Origin of the sequence: Cobetia sp. MM1IDA2H-1 (genome assembly GCF_002916775.2) — a bacterium.
In the GTDB taxonomy this organism is placed as follows: Bacteria; Pseudomonadota; Gammaproteobacteria; order Pseudomonadales; family Halomonadaceae; genus Cobetia; species Cobetia marina.
This window is the reverse complement of record NZ_CM133225.1, coordinates 2,613,914-2,633,529: the sequence shown is the minus strand read 5'-3', so window position 1 is coordinate 2,633,529 and position 19,616 is coordinate 2,613,914. Positions and strand designations below refer to the sequence as shown.

The 19,616-nt window shown below is 57.0% G+C and carries 16 protein-coding genes and 2 pseudogenes; 8 read left to right on the top strand and 10 right to left on the bottom strand.

What is annotated here, in order from left to right:
• Window positions 1–115 precede the first annotated feature (115 nt).
• The 3 genes and pseudogenes from BOH68_RS11125 to BOH68_RS11115 form a co-directional block, all read right to left on the bottom strand.
• Complete coding sequence (locus BOH68_RS11125; RefSeq protein WP_139345439.1) at window positions 116–523, bottom strand: helix-turn-helix domain-containing protein; 408 nt, start codon at window positions 521–523, stop codon at window positions 116–118.
• Window positions 524–551: 28 nt separating this feature from the next.
• On the bottom strand, window positions 552–1,385 hold the full coding sequence (locus tag BOH68_RS11120; protein WP_170877380.1) for a ParA family protein: 834 nt from the start codon (window positions 1,383–1,385) through the stop codon (window positions 552–554).
• 72 nt (window positions 1,386–1,457) lie between these two features.
• A pseudogene (locus BOH68_RS11115) lies at window positions 1,458–2,428 on the bottom strand (DDE-type integrase/transposase/recombinase).
• Window positions 2,429–3,174: 746 nt separating this feature from the next.
• Between BOH68_RS11115 and BOH68_RS11110 the strand changes: the two are divergent.
• A complete protein-coding gene (locus BOH68_RS11110; RefSeq protein ID WP_083730705.1) occupies window positions 3,175–3,354 on the top strand; it encodes a transposase in 180 nt (59 codons plus the stop codon).
• 32 nt (window positions 3,355–3,386) lie between these two features.
• A pseudogene (locus BOH68_RS11105) lies at window positions 3,387–4,521 on the top strand (IS3 family transposase).
• 388 nt (window positions 4,522–4,909) lie between these two features.
• Here BOH68_RS11105 and BOH68_RS11100 read toward each other — a convergent pair.
• The 3 genes from BOH68_RS11100 to BOH68_RS11090 form a co-directional block, all read right to left on the bottom strand.
• On the bottom strand, window positions 4,910–5,914 hold the full coding sequence (locus tag BOH68_RS11100) for a methylenetetrahydrofolate reductase (RefSeq protein WP_077373947.1): 1,005 nt from the start codon (window positions 5,912–5,914) through the stop codon (window positions 4,910–4,912).
• Entirely contained in the window at window positions 5,911–6,375 is a 465-nt protein-coding gene (locus tag BOH68_RS11095) for a methylenetetrahydrofolate reductase C-terminal domain-containing protein (protein WP_077373944.1), read from the bottom strand. The genes BOH68_RS11100 and BOH68_RS11095 overlap by 4 nt, the downstream gene beginning before the upstream one ends.
• A gap of 152 nt (window positions 6,376–6,527) precedes the next feature.
• A complete protein-coding gene (locus BOH68_RS11090) occupies window positions 6,528–7,409 on the bottom strand; it encodes a LysR family transcriptional regulator (RefSeq protein WP_077373941.1) in 882 nt (293 codons plus the stop codon).
• Between the two features lie 114 nt (window positions 7,410–7,523).
• On the opposite strand from BOH68_RS11090, the gene BOH68_RS11085 reads away from it, so the two are divergent.
• From BOH68_RS11085 to BOH68_RS11060, 6 genes are all read left to right on the top strand, one after another.
• On the top strand, window positions 7,524–8,990 hold the full coding sequence (locus tag BOH68_RS11085) for an aldehyde dehydrogenase family protein (protein ID WP_077373939.1): 1,467 nt from the start codon (window positions 7,524–7,526) through the stop codon (window positions 8,988–8,990).
• Window positions 8,991–8,999: 9 nt separating this feature from the next.
• Window positions 9,000–10,001: a dipeptidase gene (locus tag BOH68_RS11080; RefSeq protein WP_170877378.1), complete on the top strand. Its 1,002-nt coding sequence runs from the start codon at window positions 9,000–9,002 to the stop codon at window positions 9,999–10,001.
• 119 nt (window positions 10,002–10,120) lie between these two features.
• Window positions 10,121–11,737 (top strand): BCCT family transporter, encoded by a 1,617-nt coding sequence (locus BOH68_RS11075; protein WP_077373933.1) that lies wholly within the window; start codon window positions 10,121–10,123, stop codon window positions 11,735–11,737.
• A gap of 1 nt (window position 11,738) precedes the next feature.
• On the top strand, window positions 11,739–13,538 hold the full coding sequence (locus BOH68_RS11070; protein ID WP_219815772.1) for a hypothetical protein: 1,800 nt from the start codon (window positions 11,739–11,741) through the stop codon (window positions 13,536–13,538).
• The gene (locus BOH68_RS11065; protein ID WP_077373930.1) at window positions 13,535–14,323 is read left to right on the top strand and encodes a DUF3726 domain-containing protein; all 789 of its coding nucleotides are present in this window, start codon (window positions 13,535–13,537) and stop codon (window positions 14,321–14,323) included. The genes BOH68_RS11070 and BOH68_RS11065 overlap by 4 nt, the downstream gene beginning before the upstream one ends.
• Before the next feature lie 99 nt (window positions 14,324–14,422).
• Window positions 14,423–14,806 (top strand): RidA family protein, encoded by a 384-nt coding sequence (locus tag BOH68_RS11060; protein WP_077373927.1) that lies wholly within the window; start codon window positions 14,423–14,425, stop codon window positions 14,804–14,806.
• 167 nt (window positions 14,807–14,973) lie between these two features.
• Here the strand turns inward: BOH68_RS11060 and BOH68_RS11055 are convergent, their stop codons facing one another.
• From BOH68_RS11055 to BOH68_RS11040, 4 genes are all read right to left on the bottom strand, one after another.
• The gene (locus BOH68_RS11055; RefSeq protein ID WP_077373925.1) at window positions 14,974–15,186 is read right to left on the bottom strand and encodes a DUF2474 domain-containing protein; all 213 of its coding nucleotides are present in this window, start codon (window positions 15,184–15,186) and stop codon (window positions 14,974–14,976) included.
• 11 nt (window positions 15,187–15,197) lie between these two features.
• Complete coding sequence (gene cydB, locus BOH68_RS11050) at window positions 15,198–16,205, bottom strand: cytochrome d ubiquinol oxidase subunit II (RefSeq protein ID WP_077373923.1); 1,008 nt, start codon at window positions 16,203–16,205, stop codon at window positions 15,198–15,200.
• A 17-nt stretch (window positions 16,206–16,222) separates the two neighbouring features.
• Window positions 16,223–17,638, bottom strand: a complete 1,416-nt coding sequence (locus BOH68_RS11045; protein ID WP_077373920.1) for a cytochrome ubiquinol oxidase subunit I — start codon at window positions 17,636–17,638, stop codon at window positions 16,223–16,225.
• Between the two features lie 551 nt (window positions 17,639–18,189).
• Window positions 18,190–19,611, bottom strand: a complete 1,422-nt coding sequence (locus tag BOH68_RS11040) for an aminotransferase-like domain-containing protein (protein WP_077373917.1) — start codon at window positions 19,609–19,611, stop codon at window positions 18,190–18,192.
• Between the last annotated feature and the right edge of the window lie 5 nt (window positions 19,612–19,616).

Genomic DNA, 19,616 nt, shown 5'->3' with positions numbered 1-19,616 from the left:
GAACTTGGCTTCATCCAGCATGCCTCCTTCGGGGCTACCGATCTGGTAAATCATCGCAATGAAATTGCTTTCGTTTCGGTAGCCGCAAGCCCGAGGCATAACAGCTTGAAGGAGATCATTCATATTTGCCAGATATGCGTTGGTTAGATCCTGGTCGGCAAGTCTTCTTCAGTTTGTTTGAGGGCCCATACCCTGGATTATTTTTGGTAGCTGATTCTGCACTTGGTGTCGAAGAGTCTTTTCTTAGTTGCTTTATTTCATAATTAAATTTATCTACACCATCAATGAATTTTTTAATATTATCATAGAGTTCTCGAACATCTTCCGTAGTGTAGTTGTTCTTTTCACTATTGCCTCCAAAAATAGTACAGGCTTTATTAAGTAATTCTGATTTACATTTATAGACGAACTCATAGCTAACGTTATACATAGAAGATATTTCTTCTATGGAATGTTTTTCTAACGCTAATAAAGCAATATCTGCTTTAAATGCGGCGCTGTATTTTTCATATTCGTTTCTCATGATCTTTTGCATCTATTTAGTTTAATTTCTATTTTTTGTAGGATTCCATTGTCTTGATTCTAACAGTCAATTCTTTGACAAAACGGTCTATGTTTTTTCTGGCAATGTGGCTGTTAGTGATTTTGTTAAGAGGCTGCCTGGTATGTAATGATTTTTTTATTGATTTACTAAGTTTAATGTTGTTTGTGAATGAGTAGTAACCGCGCTCTTTCAATGGTTGTGCTAATTTTTCTATATCATCACCTAGAGATTTCTGATAACCTACGAAAACTGTACCAAGGGATGTTGCAGACTTTTCGTATTGAGAACTTATGTCTTTTATAAACCCCTCTGTGTTAATAGCGCCCCGTATAGAAAATATATCCTGGGTGGCAGGAATCAGAACATAGTCTGCCATTATAATTGCTGCTTTATATTTATTCTTTGGACTGGCCTTAGTGTCGATTAGAATATAGTCATAGTCACCTTTTTCTGCTAACTCACGTATTCTTTTGTAGCCTAAAGTAACGTCATGAGGCTGATTATCGTTAGTAATTATGCTTGCATTCGGTGATCCTGATATTAGGTCAATGTTCGAGTTGTATGTTTTTATTGTCGGTAACCTATCATCTTTTTCTAAAAGAATTTCTATGGCATTATCTTTCGCTAAATCAGTCCACATTTCTTTAAAACTATCGTATTTTTCTAAGAATAGAAAGCTCAAACAGCAAAGCTGATCAAGATCAACACACAATACACGTTGAGGATCGCGACCGTTTCCATCAATATATGAAAGTTCTGAAAGCCTTTGAGCCATCAGCCAACAAATCGGTGTTTTCCCAACTCCACCTTTTTCATTTGCTATCGCGATTATATGTGTCATTTTAACTCCTTGGTTAATTTTCATATTGAATTGCTGTGGGTTCATTTAGCACATATAGCTGTCGGGTTCCGTCTAATTGATTACAGCCCGAGTAAACAGCTCCGATCGTTCAGTCTGCCACTCCTTCATTACTTCAACAGGTGTCCTGTGGTGTAGTGATTTCTGGGGGATTTGGTGATTGTATAACCAGTAATACCGCTCGAGAGTCTGTTCTAAATCCTCTCTTGAGTTATTGCGCAGAATCTGCAGAACATCGCTGATACGCCCATTGAAGTGCTTCACTATTTCATTCGTTTGGGCCCTGCGCGGCTTGATCAATCGATGTTCTATTCCATGGCTCTGACATTCCTGACCGAATAAGTGATGCCCACGGGGCTTACGATCGCCACCCACGGTGAAGTAATTGGTAAAGGATTTACCATTATCCGTGAGTACGGCTTGAATAGTGAAGGGAGCCCTCTCTTCCACGCATCTCATGAATACACGAGCCTCTTTTGTAGATTGACTAGATCTGACCTCCAGATACACCCACCGAGTGGCACGATCAATCGCGATGTAGAGATAACGCTTCTGATCTCCATCAAGCCTTTGGGGCAAGTGCTTGATATCAATGTGCACATATCCGGGTTCATAATCCATGAAAGGCCGCTGCTTGGGCTTCTCGTTCTGTTCCGCGTCTTGACGCGCCAGCTGGGCAAGAGTCGGTACATCACGTCGTTTGAGCATACGCTGGAGCGCGGAACGTGACAGATTGAGATTCAGGGATTCACGAGCAACAACAAGTAGATCATCGAGTCCCAGCCGTAGTAGTGCCCGAGCGGCGATGACTATCTCTTCTTGTTCTGAGGTCAGAGCGGCAGTAGGTTATGACGTGTTTTGGGACGATTAAGGACATCATCACGATGACGCCAGCGCTGGGTAGATGAGACGCTGACCCCAAACTGACGAGCATGATATTTTTTGGACATACCGGCAGGAGCTATTTGGGTGTCGGCAAGAATTTCCGGTGTCGTCGTCGCTTGCTTATGCAGCTTGATGTCCATAAAGCCTTTCCTGAATAAATTGCATGATGAGCTCACGTAAGGCCAGAAAGGATGTCCTCGTTGCGAAACCCGATCATCCGACCTCTGCAGATAGAAAACTTTTAGCACAGTCTTTTTGAACAAACAAATTGCTTTTAGAGGTGTGATCAGGAAAAAAATAGTGTTTAGAGAGCTTTGTAAAGTTATTTTCAGCTTCGAATAAAGTGCACAAAATCAATGTATTTTTTGAGAATTAGCTGTTTTTTTTATTTTCTTTGAGTATATTTATTGCCATGAGATAGATTGTTTTGATAGAAATTTTTTCTTCTATATTGTCTTTAATTTTCTTTAGAACTACGAGGAAATAGTTGTGTTTTTTGTCTTCTTATTGTTTATAAAAAGTAAGATTTTTTCGCCAAATGTTTTCTATCTGTTTGAATTTACATTATTTTTATTTTTCAAAAAAGCAGAGTTTTTCTAATATATTTTTCATATTTTTCTAATTTAATATTTTCTTATTTCTCATTTTGCTGTTTTTTGGCAAGGTAATTTTATGTTTCTCGCTTTAGTCCAAGATATTTAGGCTATTTCTATTATATGATATTTTCATGATGTTATGCCTTTTTTAATACTTTGGTATATAGTTCCTCAAGCGTCACTAAACCGGGCATCAGAAAGAAGCATTCAGCGACGAAACCCGATTTGTAAAGAATTGTTTCCTGAGAAGTGTAGTGGCACAGTGAATCTGGCCACCTGACTTTGAGTGTATGATGGCTCACAGAGACAATCAGGTGCAGATGATGACGAAGAAGAGAACGTTTAGCCCGGAATTTCGCTTGGAAGCGGCCCAGCTCGTGGTCGACCAGGGCTACACGCTGAAGGCGGCGTGTGAGGCCATGGGGGTTGGCAAATCTGAAGTGGACCCCAGAATTCGGACCAGGCGCTAATCTCTGATCATACCGACCAGGAGAGCTTGATCATGAGCAGGAAACGTCGACAGTACAGCAGTGAGTTCAAAGCCAAGGTAGCCCTTACCGCCCTCAAGGAGGAACAGACCACGTCAGAGATCGCGGCCCGCTTCGAGATCCACCCAACCATGGTGAGTCAGTGGAAGCGCGACCTGCTGGACAACGCCACCGGCGTCTTCGAGGGCAAAAGTTCCAGTAAAACCGCCCAGAAGACCCAGGAGGAGATCGATACGCTCTATCGCGAGATCGGCAAGCTGACGGTGGAACGGGATTTTTTGTCACGCAGGCTCGATCGTTGAGTCGGGCCCAGCGCCTGACAATGGTCGAGCCGCAAGCGCCCGGCGTCAGCCTCCGACGTCAATGCCAGCTACTCGGTATCACTCGCTCCTCGATGTACTATTAACGCAAGGCACTACGGGCCTATGATCTGGAGTTAATGCGTCTGATCGACGCGGAACATCTGCGCACACCGGTCTATGGCTCACGAAGGATGTCAGCCTATCTCAATCGCTTGGGCACGCAGTGAGCCGCAAGCGCGTCCAGCGATTGATGCGCGGGGTGGGACTACAGGCTATTTATCCGAAGCCATGCACCAGCCGGCCAGGCACAGGACATCGGATCTATCCTTACTTGCTGCGGGGGCGAGTCATCGACCGCCCCAATCAGGTCTGGGCGGCCGATATCACCTATATTCCTTTGGCGCGCGGGTTCATGTACCTGGTGGCCATCATGGACTGGCACAGCCGTCGCGTGTTGGCCTGGCGGGTCTCCAACACCTTGGATACGGACTTCTGTATCGGTGCTTGGGAGGAAGCCCTGGCGTGTTATGGAAAGCCCGAGATATTCAATACAGATCAAGGCTGTCAGTTCACCAGCCAGTCATTCACCGAAGTTCTGGAAGCCCATGATGTCCGGATCAGCATGGACGGCAAGGGATGCTATCAGGACAACATATTCGTGGAACGACTCTGGCGCAGTGTGAAGTATGAGTGCGTTTATCTGAAGGCTTTCGAGAGCGGCGCCCACTTGCGAAGGGATCTGAAGCGTTACTTCGCTTGGTACAACACGGAGCGGCCCCACTAAGGGCTAGACGATGCTACACCTGATGAAGTGTACTTCTCTCAACCACTGACCCAGGCGGCCTGATGCCGATGATGACCTGATCCGAGCTTAGACGACCCGTCAGGTGGTCCAAAGGATGGGGTCCACTTCACTTCCGAGTGGCTGGTTTTGGGCGATACTCTTTGATAGCGGCTTGCTTAGCTCTCTCCCGTGACTTCATCTGATACCTCTTTAGGGTGTTAGATGATTCATTTGCCAGTATCTCGTATCGTTTGTCGGCTTCCTGAGGTAGTACTGGCTTAGGCCAAAACCTGAACCGACATCAGACAGAAGAGCACGAACGCTGCCACCAGACTCGCCAACGCCCACGCGATATCGACAAGGGGGCTCGAGCGGATATCATTCTCGTTGTTGGTCATCACTCTGTCATTGCTTCCTGAAGTTTGACGCTATTAATCACAGGCTAGCGGGTTTACGGCGAAGGGGTTGGGCGAGGTTCGGGGGTCCATGGCATACGCGCCCCCAGAATGCCCGCGCGCTGGATGATCTCGGGCACGAAGGCCTCCTGGCGATGCGCCATGATATGCACGCCGCTGACGCCCTCGATCTCACGTAATTGCTGGATCATCTCGATGCAGAGGTCACGGCCCTCTGCCTTCTGATCCCTGGCTCCCTTCAAGCGCGCGAGTACGTCATCCGGGATATGGACACCGGGAACATGGCGGCGCATCCAGTCGGCGGTGCGCGCCGAGGCCAGCGGACCGACGCCGGGCAGAATGAAGCACTTCTCCAGCAGCCCCAGATCACGTGCACGATGCATGAAGTCCTGAAAGCGCGGCAGGTCGAAGCAGTATTGTGTCTGGATGAACTGGGCGCCGGCGGCAATCTTCTTGGCCAGACGATGAGGGCGAAACGCGAAGGGTGGGGCGAAGGGGTTGGCGGCTGCGCCCAGAAATACCTGGGGCGCTGAGGTCAGTGTTCGCCCGCTGGCGAAGGCGTGCTTGTCACGCAATCCGGCGACGATTTCCAGCAGCGACAGGGAGTCGAGATCGAACACCGGCTTGGCCTCGGGGTGATCCCCGACCTGCACGCCATCCCCGGTCAGACACAGCAGGTTGGGGATGCCCAGCGCCGCAGCCCCCAGTACATCGCCTTGGATGGCGATGCGGTTTCTGTCACGACACGAGATCTGCATCACCGTCTCATGGCCTTCGCGGGCCAGCAGGGCACACATCGCCACGCTCGACATATGGCAGTTGGCACCCGAGCCATCGGTGGCGTTCATGGCATCCACATGGCCGGCAAACAGCTGCGCGCGCGCATGCACCTCCTGTGGGTCGGCCGAGTCGGGCGGTGCCAGCTCGGCGGTGACGGCAAACTGACCGCTGCGAAGTACTCGCTCCAGGCGACCGACATTGCCGTCGCGCTCGGCAGGTGGCAGCTGGGAGCTATCCGGGATAGTGAGTCTGGAGGTCATTTCAGGCTCTCTCGACGCTCAGCGGCTTGCCGGGCCACGCGCAGCCAGGATGAGGTGCCCTGCAGGCGGTGGTCCACCGGCAACTGCACGATCTGGATCGCATCGTTGTCCTTCATCCGCTGGCTGCCTTCCCAGGCTTCCACCCAGACGCAGCGCGTGTCCGGTTCGACTTCACAGTTGCCATTCTGCATGACACCGCCGCAGGGGCCGTTGCGCAGGTGCTTGGGGCAGTTCATTGAGCAGGACATGCCGGTCGAACTCAGAATGCACTGGCCACACATCTGACAGTCGAACAGCAAGCCCTTGCAGGCTTGCTCCAGCCTGGCGACAGGCTTCTCGGCGCGTGCGTAACCGACGGACTTCCACAGCGGCTGCAGTTTGATGATCACCGGCTCGACGGCCTGATAGGTGAGCTCCAGCAGTCGCGCGTGACGTGCGGCCCACAGACGAATCGAATACACGCATGTCTCCTGTCAAAACCTTGCGGGGGTAACGCCCTGGGCGTTCTGGAGCGTTATCTTCGCACGGCCGCCACCCGGGCCGACATCCCGTGGGCGACAGCGTCACTATAGAAAGGCCAAGGCCAAGGCGCAGGAGACGGGTCATGAAGGACTCATTGTTCGGCGGCGAGGCTTTCAATGATGAAGCTCTCCATGGCCTGCGCCGCCGGCGACAAGCTGGCGCCCTTGCGGCGAATCAGGCCCACTTCGCGGCTGACCCGCGGTTCAGCGAGCTCAATGAACCGCAGGCGCTCATATTCCTGCGGAAACGCCAGGCGGGGCAGCGTTGTGATCCCCATCCCGGCGACCAGCGTGGCTGTCAGCGAAATCATGTTGGAGATATACAAGGCATGCATCTCTAGCAGTGATTCGGCCGTCGTGCCCTGCAACAGCCGCGAGGTGCCATTGCCGATTAGGGACTCTGTCTCCAGTGCTTGCCATGTCAGGGTCTGGCGCTCGGCAAAGGGGTGATCGTCACGGCAGACCACGCCGACTTCGTCATGAAACAACGGATGAAAGAGCAGTTCTTCCTCCAACCCCCACAGGCTGGTAATGCCGATGTCGACCTGGCCGCTGATGACCTGCTCGCGAACGAAATCGGCGTTGCCATCGTGGAGGCCGACCTTGATACCCGGATAGCGACTGACGAACTCGGAGAGCAGTTTCGGCATCAGTCGGCTGGCCACTGACGGCACCACTGCCATGTCCAGTTGGCCTGCCTCCTTGGCGGCGCGAGCCTGCAGCTCCCGGCTGAGGCGATCATGCTGATTGATCAGCTCCCGAAATCGCGGCACGCAGTAGCTGCCATAGGGTGTCAGAGTCGCCTTGGCACCCTTCTCGAACAGCGCCTCTCCCAGGCGGTTTTCCAGCTCGCGGATGGCCATCGACAGGGCCGGCTGCGTGCGATGCAGATAACGAGAGGCAGCGTGAAAACCACCGTGGTCCACCACTGCCAGGACATAGCGAAGCGGCGTGATCTTCAGCTCTGCGACCATCGCATCGATCCTCTTAAGAATGGTAAATGAAATTTATCATAGGGTATTTATTATTGATTATCTTTATCCCTCTGGTCCTCCTAATCTGTTGTCACCGCGTTCAAGGAGGTTCACATGTCACACCACACCACTACCGCCACTCACGCCGCTGTCCACGATCTCTACATCGATGGTCAGTGGGTCGCAGGTCAGGGCAGCATCGCCAATCTCAATCCGTCCGATACCCGCGATGTCATCGGCCATTATGCGCAGGCCAGTGTCGATCAGGTTGCCGATGCCATCCAGGCGGCCAAGCGTGGCCAGGCACAATGGGCCCAGTCAGGTCTCGAGCAACGTTATTCCGTGTTGATGGCCATCGGCGATGAGCTGATCGCCCGCAAGGCGGAGCTGGGTGAGCTGCTGGCGCGTGAAGAGGGCAAGACCCTGGCGGAGGGAGTGGGTGAGGTGCATCGCTCCGGGCAGTTCTTCCATTACTACGGTGCCGAAGTCTTGCGCCAGATTGATGAGCGCGCAGACTCGGTGCGTCCTGGCGTTGAGGTCGAGGTCCGTCGGGAGCCCGTTGGTGTCGTCGGTGTGATCAGCCCCTGGAATTTCCCGATGGCGACAGCGGTCTGGAAGATTGCGCCTGCGCTGGCCTTCGGCAACGCGGTCGTCTTCAAGCCGGCCAATCTGGTCCCTGCGAGCGCATGGGCGCTGACCGAAATCATTCATCGCCAGTCACTCCCGGCAGGCACTTTCAATCTGGTGATGGGCCCGGGCAGCAGCATCGGGGATGAACTGATCTCCAGCCCCGACATTCATGCCCTGTCCTTCACCGGCTCTCTGGAAGTGGGTCGTCGAGTGGCGGCGGCCACTGCTGCCAATCTGGTCAAGTGCCAGCTGGAAATGGGCTCCAAGAACGCCCTGATCATCGCCGATGATGCCGACATGGAGCTGGCCGTCGAGGCAGCCTTCAATGGTGCCTACTCAGGCACCGGCCAGAAATGCACGGCATCTTCGCGGCTGATCGTGATGGAATCGGTCCATGACGAGTTCGTGGAAAAGCTGACTGAGCGCCTGTCTCAGGTCCGCGTCGGTCACGCATTGGAAGAGGGCGTGCACATGGGGCCGGCCGTCGATGCCAAGCAGCTTGAGTCCAACCTGTCCTGGGTGCAGCGCGCCCAGCAAGAGGGGGCAACGCTGGTCTGTGGCGGCGAGCGTGTGGAGTGCGCCACCGACGGCTACTTCATGAGCCCGGCGCTGCTGGTAAATACCACCAACGACATGGCTATCAATCGCGAGGAGATCTTCGGTCCGATCGCCTGCGTCATCAAGGTGAGCGACGCAGAAGAGGCCATCGATGTGCTCAATGACACGCACTTCGGGCTCACGGCGGGCATCATCACCAATTCCCTGAAACTGGCCAGCAGCTTCAAGGCGCGTGCCGAGACCGGCTGCGTGATGGTCAATCTGCCGACAGCGGGGACGGATTACCACGTGCCCTTCGGTGGTCGCAAGGCTTCAAGCTTCGGGCCTCGTGAGCAGGGGCGATACGCGCGCGAGTTCTACACCGTCGTGAAGACTTGCTACATCAAGGCGTGAGGAGGCCCCATGTCAAAGACAATGCTGACGATCGATGGCCTGCAGTATTCCAACTGGTCACGCGAGATATTCGAGCAGATGCGAGAAGGGGGGCTGGACGCCGTACACGCCACTCTCGTGTACCACGAGACGACGCGAGAGACCTTGTCGCGTCTTGGCGAGTGGAATCGACGTTTCGAGGCCTGGCCTGATCTGATCATGCCCGTGCATGTGCCGCAGGACATCGCGGTTGCGCAAGCCAGCGGGCGTGTCGGCATCATTCTGGGGGCGCAGAACTGCTCGCCCATCGAGGACGATATCGACATGGTCGAGGTGATGCGTGACCTCGGGTTGATGATCATGCAGCTGACCTACAACAACCAGAGTCTGCTGGCCTGCGGGTGTTATGAGGCACAAGACAGCGGGATCACTCGCTTCGGACGTCAGGTGATCCGTGAGATGAATCGCGTCGGCATGGTCATCGACATGTCGCACAGCGCAGAGCGCTCCACGCTCGAGGCGATCGAGATATCCGAGCGCCCCGTGATCATTTCCCACGCCAACCCGGAAAGCTTCCATCCGGCAAAGCGCAACAAGTCCGATAAGGTGCTCAAGGCCATCGCGGAGAGTGATGGGCTGCTGGGGTTCTCGGCGTATCCCTTCCATCTGCGCAATGGCTCCGACTGTACTCTGACAGAGTACTGCGAAATGATCGCCAGAACCGCAGACTTGATGGGCATCGAGCACCTGGGAATCGGCACCGACCTGTGTCAGAACCAGCCGGTGTCCATTCTTGAGTGGATGCGCAATGGTCGCTGGTCCAAGGACATGGACTACGGCGAAGGCAGTGCCAGCAACGCTGACTGGCCGCGTCCATTGTCTTGGCTGCGAGACAGTCGTGACTTCCCCAACCTGATTGCCGGTTTGCGCAAGGTCGGCATGTCCGAGGACGAAGTGGCCGGCATCATGGGCAAGAACTGGGTCGCACTCCTCGAGCGCGCCGCAACCCGTCAGGAGACCACGCCTGCCTGATCGCCGTAACGCTATGCCATGGCACCTGTGCCGAGCCAGGAATCCTCAGGGTATCGCTCGGCAACCAACAACCATAATAAATGCCTGCCAATGACGAGAGCTCGTCAGAGGAATGCCACATGACTTCATCTCGCAAGACCACGACGTCTGCCACGTCGGATGCGTTACCGGAAGGTCAGTACCGCTTTGGTGACCCTGTCGTTCTGACCTGCAGCATCGGCTTTATACTGCTGTTCGTCGGCTTGTCCCTGTTTGATCTTGAAGGGGTCGCGCAAGCCATCAGTGCCGGCTTTGCCTGGACCGCCAGAACACTGGGCAGCTACTTTCAGATTCTGTTGCTGCTCACCTTCTTCATTGCCCTGGGGCTGACCGCAACGCCTGCGGCCAGTGCCCGTATCGGTGGCACGCGCAGGCCTGAGCTATCCACCTTCAAGTGGGTATCGATCATCATGTGCACCTTGCTGGCGGGAGGTGGAGTCTTCTTCGCTGCCGGCGAACCGGTGTACCACTTCCTGGTGACGCCGCCTGCCTTTGATACCGAACCGGGCACTGCTAACGCCATTGCGCCTGCACTGGCGCAATCCTTCATGCACTGGGGCTTTCTTGCCTGGGCCATTCTAGGCAGCCTGACCGCCATCGTGCTGGCGCATGCCCATTACGACAAGGGTCAGCCCTTGCAGCCGAGAACGCTGCTGTATCCCGTGTTCGGCGAGAAGATCATGAAGGGCAAGCTGGGCGGCGTGGTGGATGCCCTGTGCGTCATCGCCGTGGTGGCAGGAACGGTGGGCCCCATTGGATTTCTAGCCACCCAAGTCAGCTATGGTCTGCATGAACTCTTTGGGGTGACCAATGACTATTCGACGCAGCTGAGCGTGCTGATAGTGCTCGGGGTGATCTATGTCACCTCGGCCGTGACTGGCATCGACAAGGGCATCCAGATCATGTCGCGCTTCAACGTCTTCCTGGCGCTGGGTGTGGCGGCGGTGATCTTCGTCTTCGGGCCGACCCTGTTCATGGTCAATGCCTTTACTCAGGGCTTTGGCGAGTATCTGAGCTCGTTCTTCACCATGTCGACCATGACCGCACAGAGCGCTCCAGACTGGTGGATGCAGTGGTGGACCGTATTCTTCTTTGCCTGGTTCCTCGGCTATGGCCCGCTGATGGCGATCTTCGTGGCGCGCATTTCCAAGGGCAGAACCATCCGCCAGATGATTCTGACCGTTGCCGTACTGGCGCCCCTGGCGACCGCTGTCTGGTTCACGCTACTGGGCGGGGCGGGCATCTTCTATCAGTTCACCGGCGTGATCGACCTCACCGAAGCGCTCAACAACTTCCAGTTCGATGTCGCGACCCTCACCGTGGCGCAGGCATTGCCCGGCGGAACCGCAATGGCAGCTGCCATCCTGACGCTGACCACCATCTTCGTCGCCACCACGGGTGACTCGATGAGCTACGCGATCGCCGTCGTCAGTGCCGGACACGATGATCCAAGCCCGCTGGTGCGTGCCTTCTGGGGCATCAGCATGGCGTTGATGGCTGCGATACTCCTCTATATGGGCGCCGGCCAGATCAGTGCACTTCAGCAGTTCATCGTCATCACGGCCATCCCTGTCTCGCTGGTACTGCTGCCCTCATTGTGGACAGGACCCCAATCAGCCTTCGCGATGGCACGTGCGCAGGGAATCACCAGCCAGCGGTCAGCCATGCCGGCCCCGGAACACGAAGGAGAGCGTTGATATGTCGCGCAATCACCAGGGCGCACGCCTCTCATCCACCGAGCAGCGGCTTCGGCTGCGGGCACCGGACGATGTGATGCAGCTGGAGCGCCTCGGCAGCCTGCATGCCAGTCGTCTGAGTTTCGTGAGAAGTCTGGTGCGCCAGATGGCACATGAAAAATGGAAGATCACCACGACCCGCTTCGAACTGGATGCTCTCGGTCACGGTGTGGCGATCTACTGCCTGCAGACGCCCAGCAAGCGCTATCACGGCGTCATATTTTCCCAGGCGCTTGAGGATTCCGCACGCTCTGACCGCGTCATCGCCGAGGCATGGGATGTCACCTTCGGTGTAGTGGAGGGTGATGTGGATGATGCGCTTCTCGAGCAGATGGCGGCCAATGTGCCGTTGCAGGAGGCCGGACGCCAGCATCCCAGACTGCTGGTCCTGTCGCGTGCCAATCGCAGCTTGCGTAACTTCGCAAGCTTCCTGGAGGCGCTGAGTGCAGGCCAGCAACCTGATCCTGAGTGGCTGACCCGGGTCGGCTATCTGTATCGGACCACGGCCGTCTACGGCAATGGCAAGTTCGGCATCGCGGATTATGACCGCCTCAAGGACAACGCGGATTTCCATCGACCCTTTTCTGCCCAGATGCTGGGCGTCTATCTGCTGCGTCATTTCTCGATCCAGCAGATAGAGCACATGGCCCATGCCCAGGCCCCCGAGACCGCCGCACCTCTGGCAACCTCATTGAAGCGTTATCTGGGCATTGGCAACTCCACTGGCCTCGGAATGGCGCCGTTCCTGATCAATCACCCGCAGCTGGTACAGCGCTGGGTGGAAAGCCGAGAACTGGCACTTGCCGAAGTGACGGCACAGGTGCCGGGAGAGCAGGAGCGTTCACGTCTGCTGGCTCTCCTCAAGCGCGCCGAGACCCATCTTCGCCAGACGGTCACGGATGATCACGAGCAGACCTTGCGCAACCAGGCCACGGTGGCGTCCTTGCCTGAGCTGATGACCTGGCTCGAGCTTGTGCCGCTGTCGCCGGAGCTCTGGCAGGAGTTGATCGACTGGAGCCACCAGCTGCATGGGCTCGAAGCCCAGGAGCTGGTGAATACCCTCTTGCTGGAACTGTACCCGAGCATCGTCGACCGCTATGAGGACCTTATGGCGGTGGAGGAAAGCCTGGAACTGACCCCGGACATGCCGCTGGTTCACCTCAAGCAGGTAATCGAAACGCACTACGACTGGGCGTTGCGCTTCGATTTTTCACTCGCCGAGAATCGCCACTGGTTCTGGTATCGCTCGGTCGAGAAGGAGGAGCCCCGCCTGGGAGTCCGCGACACGGAGGCAGGTGCCGACAAGGAAATGAAGCTGGCGATTGCCCCGCGTGTCGCCGATACCCATGCGGCGATTAGTCAGTACCTGGAAGATCACCCTCGTGCCTTGGTGGTGGAATTCCTCATCCATTGCCCACGTCACAAGGATATCGTGCGCCGCATCCAGAGCATGGCCAACACCAGCTTTGGCGAGATACGTGCCAACCTGTGGGCGCGGGACATGAAGCCCATGCACCTGTTGCGGACCAAGCTCTCATTCTTCGGTGCCAGCCGTTTCGACCCGAAGTCTGATCGTTGGGTGCGTATCACGCTCTTCCAGGGGGCTCCGTTGGTGGAGGAACTCAATGCCGAGCCAGAGGATCCTGTCGCGTTTGATGATTGGAGCTTCCCGCTGGCACCGCAGCTTGCAAGCACGACGAGGCCAGAGATGACCGCCGATCCTCGGCAGGGCAACACCACGACAGTGGGAGGAATGTCATGAAGGTCTCCTACAACGAGCTTCACGGACTGTGTCGCAAGGCCTTTCAGGCGATGGGGTTCGAAGACGGTGACGCCGGTGATGCCGCCGACATGGTTGCCTGGATGCAGCTCTATGAGCTGGAAGGGCTGGCGGCGCTCAATCGCGGACTGCGTTTCTTGCTGGAGGACACCGAGGAGCGTCCGCCGGAAATTGTCTATGCCGATGGAGACCTCGCAGTACTCGATAGTCACGGCCACAGCGTATTGAAGAGCTCATCGCTGGCGTTGGAACTCGGTTTCGCCAAGGCCCGTGCGCGTGGCCTCGCTGTCATCAAGATCCAGCATTGCCACAATCGGCAGCTGATCATGGGCTATCTGGCGCGTCTTGCGGGGCGTGGCATGAATGTTACCGCCTTCTGGCGCAACGCCCAGGATGTGGATGAGGCGATCGGCTGCCCCATGATCGAGCAGGTCGTGGGTTTCAGGGCCAACAGCTCGGTCCCCGAGATACGGGTCTATGCCGTGCGTGAAGTGCCAGAAGAGAATGAGCCCAATGACGGCATCACCCTGGTGATGGCCAACCATGTCGATCTGCTGCCATCCCTTCGCTCCGACTATGACGTTGACCTGCTGGCCTGTCATGAAGAGTCGAAGCTGCTTGCCTGTCGCCAACGAGCCATGCAGGAAGGGATCGAGGTGGATGACGAACTCTGGTCACGCCTGAAAGCGCTCTCGACACGTCTGCTGGTCGAGGCAACGGAAGATTCTCGCAGTGGTGCCGGCGCCGGTATCACCGACAACGACTGACCTCTCGCTTCTCAATACGCCCCAACATTCCATGATTCGCCGCTCTTGCGCCGGCGAGTCATGGAGTGCACCTATCGAAAGATATTCGAGGAATAACCCATGGTTCATCCCGTCAAGACTGATCTGTTTGCCTCTCGTGCGCCCCTGTCATGGGCGAGTGTCGGCAATGGCATCCTGTTCACTGCGCAGATTCCAATCGACGCCGCTGGCAATGTCGTGGAGGGGGGAATTGCGGCTCAGACCCGCCAGACGCTGGATAATCTGATTCATACACTGGAATGCGCCGGTGGTGACGCTTCCTCGCTGACCCAGGTGCTGATCTATGTGACTGATCGCGAGCACCTGGCGACGGTCAATGGCATCTATGCTGAGTACGTGCGTGAGCCGTATCCCAATCGGGCTGCCATCATCGTCTCCGGGTTTGCACGCGAAGAGATGCTGGTGGAGATGGTCGCCTATGCCGCACTGGAGGTTGATGTCTAAAGCCTCCGGGATGCGGGCGAGGAAGTGACCCGTCACGTTTGTGCCCTGCATTGACAGGTCATTGTGGCCCATCGGTTCATCAAGCCCTCAGGCCAACAAGAAAGACGCCGAAGCATTCGCTGCTCCGGCGTCTTTTTGTGTCTACGTGATGTCTTCTTTCGCTGCTGTCAGGGCGTAAGGCCCGCGGCCTGCATGAAGCGGCGCAGTGCCAGAGAGACGAGTCCCAGCGCGCTGACGCTGCCTCCCCAGATCACCACCAGCCAGCCGATCTTGCTGAGCCAGCTGGCTGGGCGCGCGGGCGTCCCGGATGGCCTGTCGTCGAGTCTGGTTATGGGGGCATGTAGTGGCGCTGAATGTGTCTCGCGAGTCGGGGATGTCATGTCAGCACCTCTCAATGGTAGCCATCGGTGTGACGGACCTTGCCCTTGAACACGAAGTAGCTCCACGCCGTGTACACCAGGATGATCGGCAGGATGAAGAGCGTACCGACGAGGGCAAAACCCTGGCTTTGTGGCGGAGAGGCCGCTTCCCAGATCGTCACATGACCTGGAATGATGTCAGGCCACATGCTGATGCCGAAACCGCTGTAGCCCAGGAAGATCAGGACCAGCACCAGCAGGAAAGGCTGGGCATGATATTCAAAGGCGACAGCGCGGATCAGCGCATAACCGGCCAGCACTACCAGCACTGGCACCGGCAGGAACCAGAACAGCTGCGGCAGTGTGAACCAGCGCTCGGCGATGGCGGGGTGCGCCAGCGGAGTCCACAGACTGACGGCCGCGATCATGATCAATACCCACAGTGTCAGTGGGCGCATCAGGGAAAACATGCGTGCCTGGAGAATGCCTTCGGTCTTCATGATCAACCAGGTGCTGCCGAGAAGCGCATAGGTGAACAGTAGCGCCACACCACAGAACAGCGGGAAGGGGGACAGCCAGTCCAGCGAACCGCCGCTAAAGTGTCCCCCATCGAAGGCGATGCCCTGGATGTAGCCTCCCAGTGCGACGCCTTGACTGAAGGTAGCCAGCACCGAGCCGCCCACGAAGGCCTTGTCCCACCAGTGGCGGCTTGCGTCCGAGGCCTTGAAGCGAAATTCGAAGGCGACGCCGCGGAAGATGAGGCCGATCAACATGGCGACAAGGGGAATGCTCAGGGCTTCCAGCAAGATGGCATAGGCCAGCGGGAAGGCCGCAAATAGCCCAGCGCCGCCAAGTACCAGCCATGTCTCGTTGCCATCCCACACGGGCGCCACGGTATTCATCATCACATCGCGGTCCACCTTTTCCTCCACCCACGGGAAAAGAATGCCGATGCCCAGATCAAAGCCGTCCATGATCACGTACATCATCAGGCCGAACAGGATGATGCCCGCCCAGATGACAGAAAGGTCGATACCCATAGCGTTCATCGCTCCGGTCAGTGAGTGGTGCCGTCGAGTGATTCCTCGATGGCCGACAGTGGGCGGGAAGGTGTGCGTGGCTTGCCGGGGCCGCCGCTGGGGGCGTGGCTGTCATCACCCGCCGGCCCTTTCTTGATCAGCTTGAAGAGGTAGTTGATCCCCGTGCCGAAGACGATGAAGTAGACCGTGACAAAGGCTGTCAGGCTGATGCTGAGGTGAACGGCGCTGTGGGCAGAGACGGCATCTTCCGTTCTCATCAAGCCGTAGATCACCCACGGCTGGCGGCCGACCTCGGTGGTGAACCAGCCCGCGAGTATCGCGATCAGCCCAGCCGGCCCCATGGCGACGGCCAGCCTCAGCCAGCGCCGCGAGATGAAGAGCCTGCCCTTGCGGGCCAGATAGACACCCGAGAGGCCGAGGAGAATCATCGCAAGGCCCAGGCCGACCATCAGGCGGAAGCTCCAGAACACGACGGTCGAATTGGGGCGGTCCGCGGCGGGGAAGTCCTTGAGCGCCGGTACCTGCTTGTCAATGTCATGCATCAACAGCAGGCTGCCGAGGGCCGGAATCTCGAGCGCGAAGCGCGTCTCTTCGCGCTGCATGTCGGGCACACCGAACAGGATCAACGGCGTCGGTTCCCCATGGCTGTTGTCCCAATGCCCTTCGATGGCCGCGATCTTGGCCGGTTGGTGCTTGAGCGTATTCAGGCCATGCATGTCGCCGACGAAGGCCTGCAGCGGGGCGGTCACCATCAACATCAGTACCGCCATGACCAGCATCTTGCGCACTTCCGGGGTGTCGCGTTTCTTGAGCAGCAACCAGGCGGCGGAGGCTGCCACGAACAGCGAGGTGCTCAGGAAGGCGGCCAGTGCCATGTGGGCCAGGCGATAGGGGAAGGAAGGGTTGAAAACGATCGCGAACCAGTCGACCGGCACGACGGTGCCATCGATGACCTCATGCCCCTGAGGGGTCTGCATCCAGCTGTTGGAGGACAGGATCCAGAACATCGAGACCAGGGTGCCGAGCGCGACCATGCAGGTCGAGAAGAAGTGCAGGCCGCGGCCGACGCGATTCCAGCCAAATAGCATCACGCCGAGGAAGCCGGCTTCGAGGAAGAAGGCGGTCAGCACTTCATAGGTCAGCAGCGGCCCGGTCACGCTGCCGGCAAAGGCCGAGAAACCGCTCCAATGCGTGCCGAACTGGTAGGCCATGACCAGTCCTGACACCACGCCCATCGCGAAGTTGACCGCGAATACCTTCGACCAGAAATGATAGAGGTTGCGGTAGACCTGTGTGCCTGTCTTCAACCACATGCCTTCCAGCACCGCCAGATAGCTGGCGAGGCCAATGGTGATGGCCGGGAAGATGATGTGAAACGAGATGGTGAAGGCGAACTGTATCCTGGCCAGGTCGATGGCCTCGGTGCCGAACATGGCAATGTCTCCTGAGTAGGCGGCAAGGGGGACGGCCCTGCCTGAATCTTCGCCGCTACTCTAGGGAGCCACCGGAAGCCATAACAGGCTCAGTTGTGCGAGAAAAAACCATATCAGTTGCGTGCCGAATTCTGATCAGTCGTTAAAGGCGCGTGAGCCAGTCAGCCGGCCAGCCAGGTGGTATGGCGAGCAGCCAGCAAGGCGAGCCGGGCAGGAGGGCGCACTCTGATTGATGCCAGCACCATGATGGGATCAGGTGTTTGTCGTATCGCCCTTGGTGACAGGCCCTGCCATGGCGGGCTCTGGCGCTTCCTGCAGGGGCACGCGTGCGGCATCAGGGATGCAATCAAGGTACGCAGCAAGGTGCGATATCCAGGCGTGGCAAGCGGCTCTCGAGCAAGTGATAGGCGCCGCGCAAGGCTGTTTTCGCCCCAGCGGATAACGCATGAAGACTGTGTGGCAAGGCGGCCGCAAGGGCTGCGGCATTTGCGCGCACTCATGCGCGCACATACTCAAGGTACTTCTCGCATCTCGTCTGAGCGGTCCGCGTTTCAGGCTGCCTTGAGCAATTCCCCCAAAGTCTGCATGGCGCGCTCTGACGCCGCGTCCCACGGGTGGCCGTAGCTCAAGCGAATGCAATGCTTGAAGCCCTGGGTGGCCGAGAAGATGGGCCCCGGTGCCAGACTGATGCCGTGGGCCAACGCCTGCTGGAACAGAGCCAGCGAGTCGATGTGCTCGGGAAGCTCGCACCACAGGAAATAACCCCCGTGGGGGTGGGTCACGCGAGTGTCTTCGGGGAAGTAGCGATCAATGGCTGCCAGCATGGCTGTCTGCTGGGTCTCGAGCGCCAGACGTAGCTTGCGCAGGTGGCGGTCGTAGCCGCCATGCTGAAGGTAGTCGGCCAGGGCCACTTGGGCGGGCAGCGATGGCGAGATGGTCGTCATCAGCTTGAGGCGCGAAATCTCCCGGGTATGCCGCCTCGCGGATATCCAGCCCACCCGATAGCCCGGTGCCAGGCACTTGGAGAACGACCCGCAATGCATCACCAGACCTTCGACATCCAGCGCCTTGACGGGCTGCGGGGGCGACACCTCGGCACGTTGATCGAAATACAGTTCTGCGTAGACATCATCCTCCAGCATCGGTAGCTGATGACGGTAGAGCAGCGCATACAGTTGGGCCTTGCGCGCATCGCTCAGGCTGGCCCCCAGCGGATTCTGCAGGTGGCTCATGAACCAGCAGGCCTTGATGGGCAGCGACTCCAGACGATTCTCTAGCACCTCGAGATCAATCCCGTCTCGCGGGTGTACCGGAATTTCCACTGCGCGCAACTTGAGCCGCTCAAGCACCTGAAGCGTGGCATAGAAGGCCGGCGCTTCGATGGCGACAAGGTCTCCGGGCTGGGTGACACATTGAAGGCCAAGGTTGAGCGCCTCCATGGCGCCATTGGTGATCACCAGCTCCTCCGTCGGCAGCTGCATGCCGTTGACCATATAGCGCTGAGCGATCTGCCGGCACAGGTCAGGATGGCCGGTCGTCATGTCGGAGATCACGGCATGCGACGATAGCTGGCGCAGCCCGCGCGTCATGCTGGTTGCAAGCCGCGCGAGCGGGAAGAGCTCCGGGCTCGGGAAGGCAGATCCGAAGGGGACGGTATCGTTGTCGCTCAGTGAACCCAGTACCGAGAACACCAGTTCACTGACGGCGACGTCGGAAGGGGCTTGCTGCTGCAGGGCGACATGCGGTTCATCGAGTATCCGCGAGGCATTGTCACGCACGAAATATCCCGAGCGCGGCCGCGCACTGACCAGGCCTTGATTCTCCAGCAGGTAATACGCTTGAAAGACGGTAGAGGGGCTGATGCCATGTGCCTTGCTGGCCTGCCGCACCGACGGTACTCGCTCACCCGGCGCGAGAATTCCGGTACGGATCAGGTTGGAGATCTCGGCGGCAAAGCGTTCATAACGCTTCATGGGGA

Coding starts and splice junctions, on each gene's coding strand:
- BOH68_RS11100 (WP_077373947.1), bottom strand. CDS start 5,914: ATGACCTCCAGACTCACTATCCCGGATAGCTCCCAGCTGCCACCTGCC.
- cydB (WP_077373923.1), bottom strand. CDS start 16,205: ATGGGTATCGACCTTTCTGTCATCTGGGCGGGCATCATCCTGTTCGGC.
- BOH68_RS11070 (WP_219815772.1), top strand. CDS start 11,739: ATGTCGCGCAATCACCAGGGCGCACGCCTCTCATCCACCGAGCAGCGG.
- BOH68_RS11060 (WP_077373927.1), top strand. CDS start 14,423: ATGGTTCATCCCGTCAAGACTGATCTGTTTGCCTCTCGTGCGCCCCTG.
- BOH68_RS11085 (WP_077373939.1), top strand. CDS start 7,524: ATGTCACACCACACCACTACCGCCACTCACGCCGCTGTCCACGATCTC.
- BOH68_RS11065 (WP_077373930.1), top strand. CDS start 13,535: ATGAAGGTCTCCTACAACGAGCTTCACGGACTGTGTCGCAAGGCCTTT.
- BOH68_RS11125 (WP_139345439.1), bottom strand. CDS start 523: ATGAGAAACGAATATGAAAAATACAGCGCCGCATTTAAAGCAGATATT.
- BOH68_RS11055 (WP_077373925.1), bottom strand. CDS start 15,186: ATGACATCCCCGACTCGCGAGACACATTCAGCGCCACTACATGCCCCC.
- BOH68_RS11075 (WP_077373933.1), top strand. CDS start 10,121: ATGACTTCATCTCGCAAGACCACGACGTCTGCCACGTCGGATGCGTTA.
- BOH68_RS11120 (WP_170877380.1), bottom strand. CDS start 1,385: ATGACACATATAATCGCGATAGCAAATGAAAAAGGTGGAGTTGGGAAA.
- BOH68_RS11080 (WP_170877378.1), top strand. CDS start 9,000: ATGTCAAAGACAATGCTGACGATCGATGGCCTGCAGTATTCCAACTGG.
- BOH68_RS11040 (WP_077373917.1), bottom strand. CDS start 19,611: ATGAAGCGTTATGAACGCTTTGCCGCCGAGATCTCCAACCTGATCCGT.
- BOH68_RS11090 (WP_077373941.1), bottom strand. CDS start 7,409: ATGGTCGCAGAGCTGAAGATCACGCCGCTTCGCTATGTCCTGGCAGTG.
- BOH68_RS11045 (WP_077373920.1), bottom strand. CDS start 17,638: ATGTTCGGCACCGAGGCCATCGACCTGGCCAGGATACAGTTCGCCTTC.
- BOH68_RS11110 (WP_083730705.1), top strand. CDS start 3,175: ATGATGGCTCACAGAGACAATCAGGTGCAGATGATGACGAAGAAGAGA.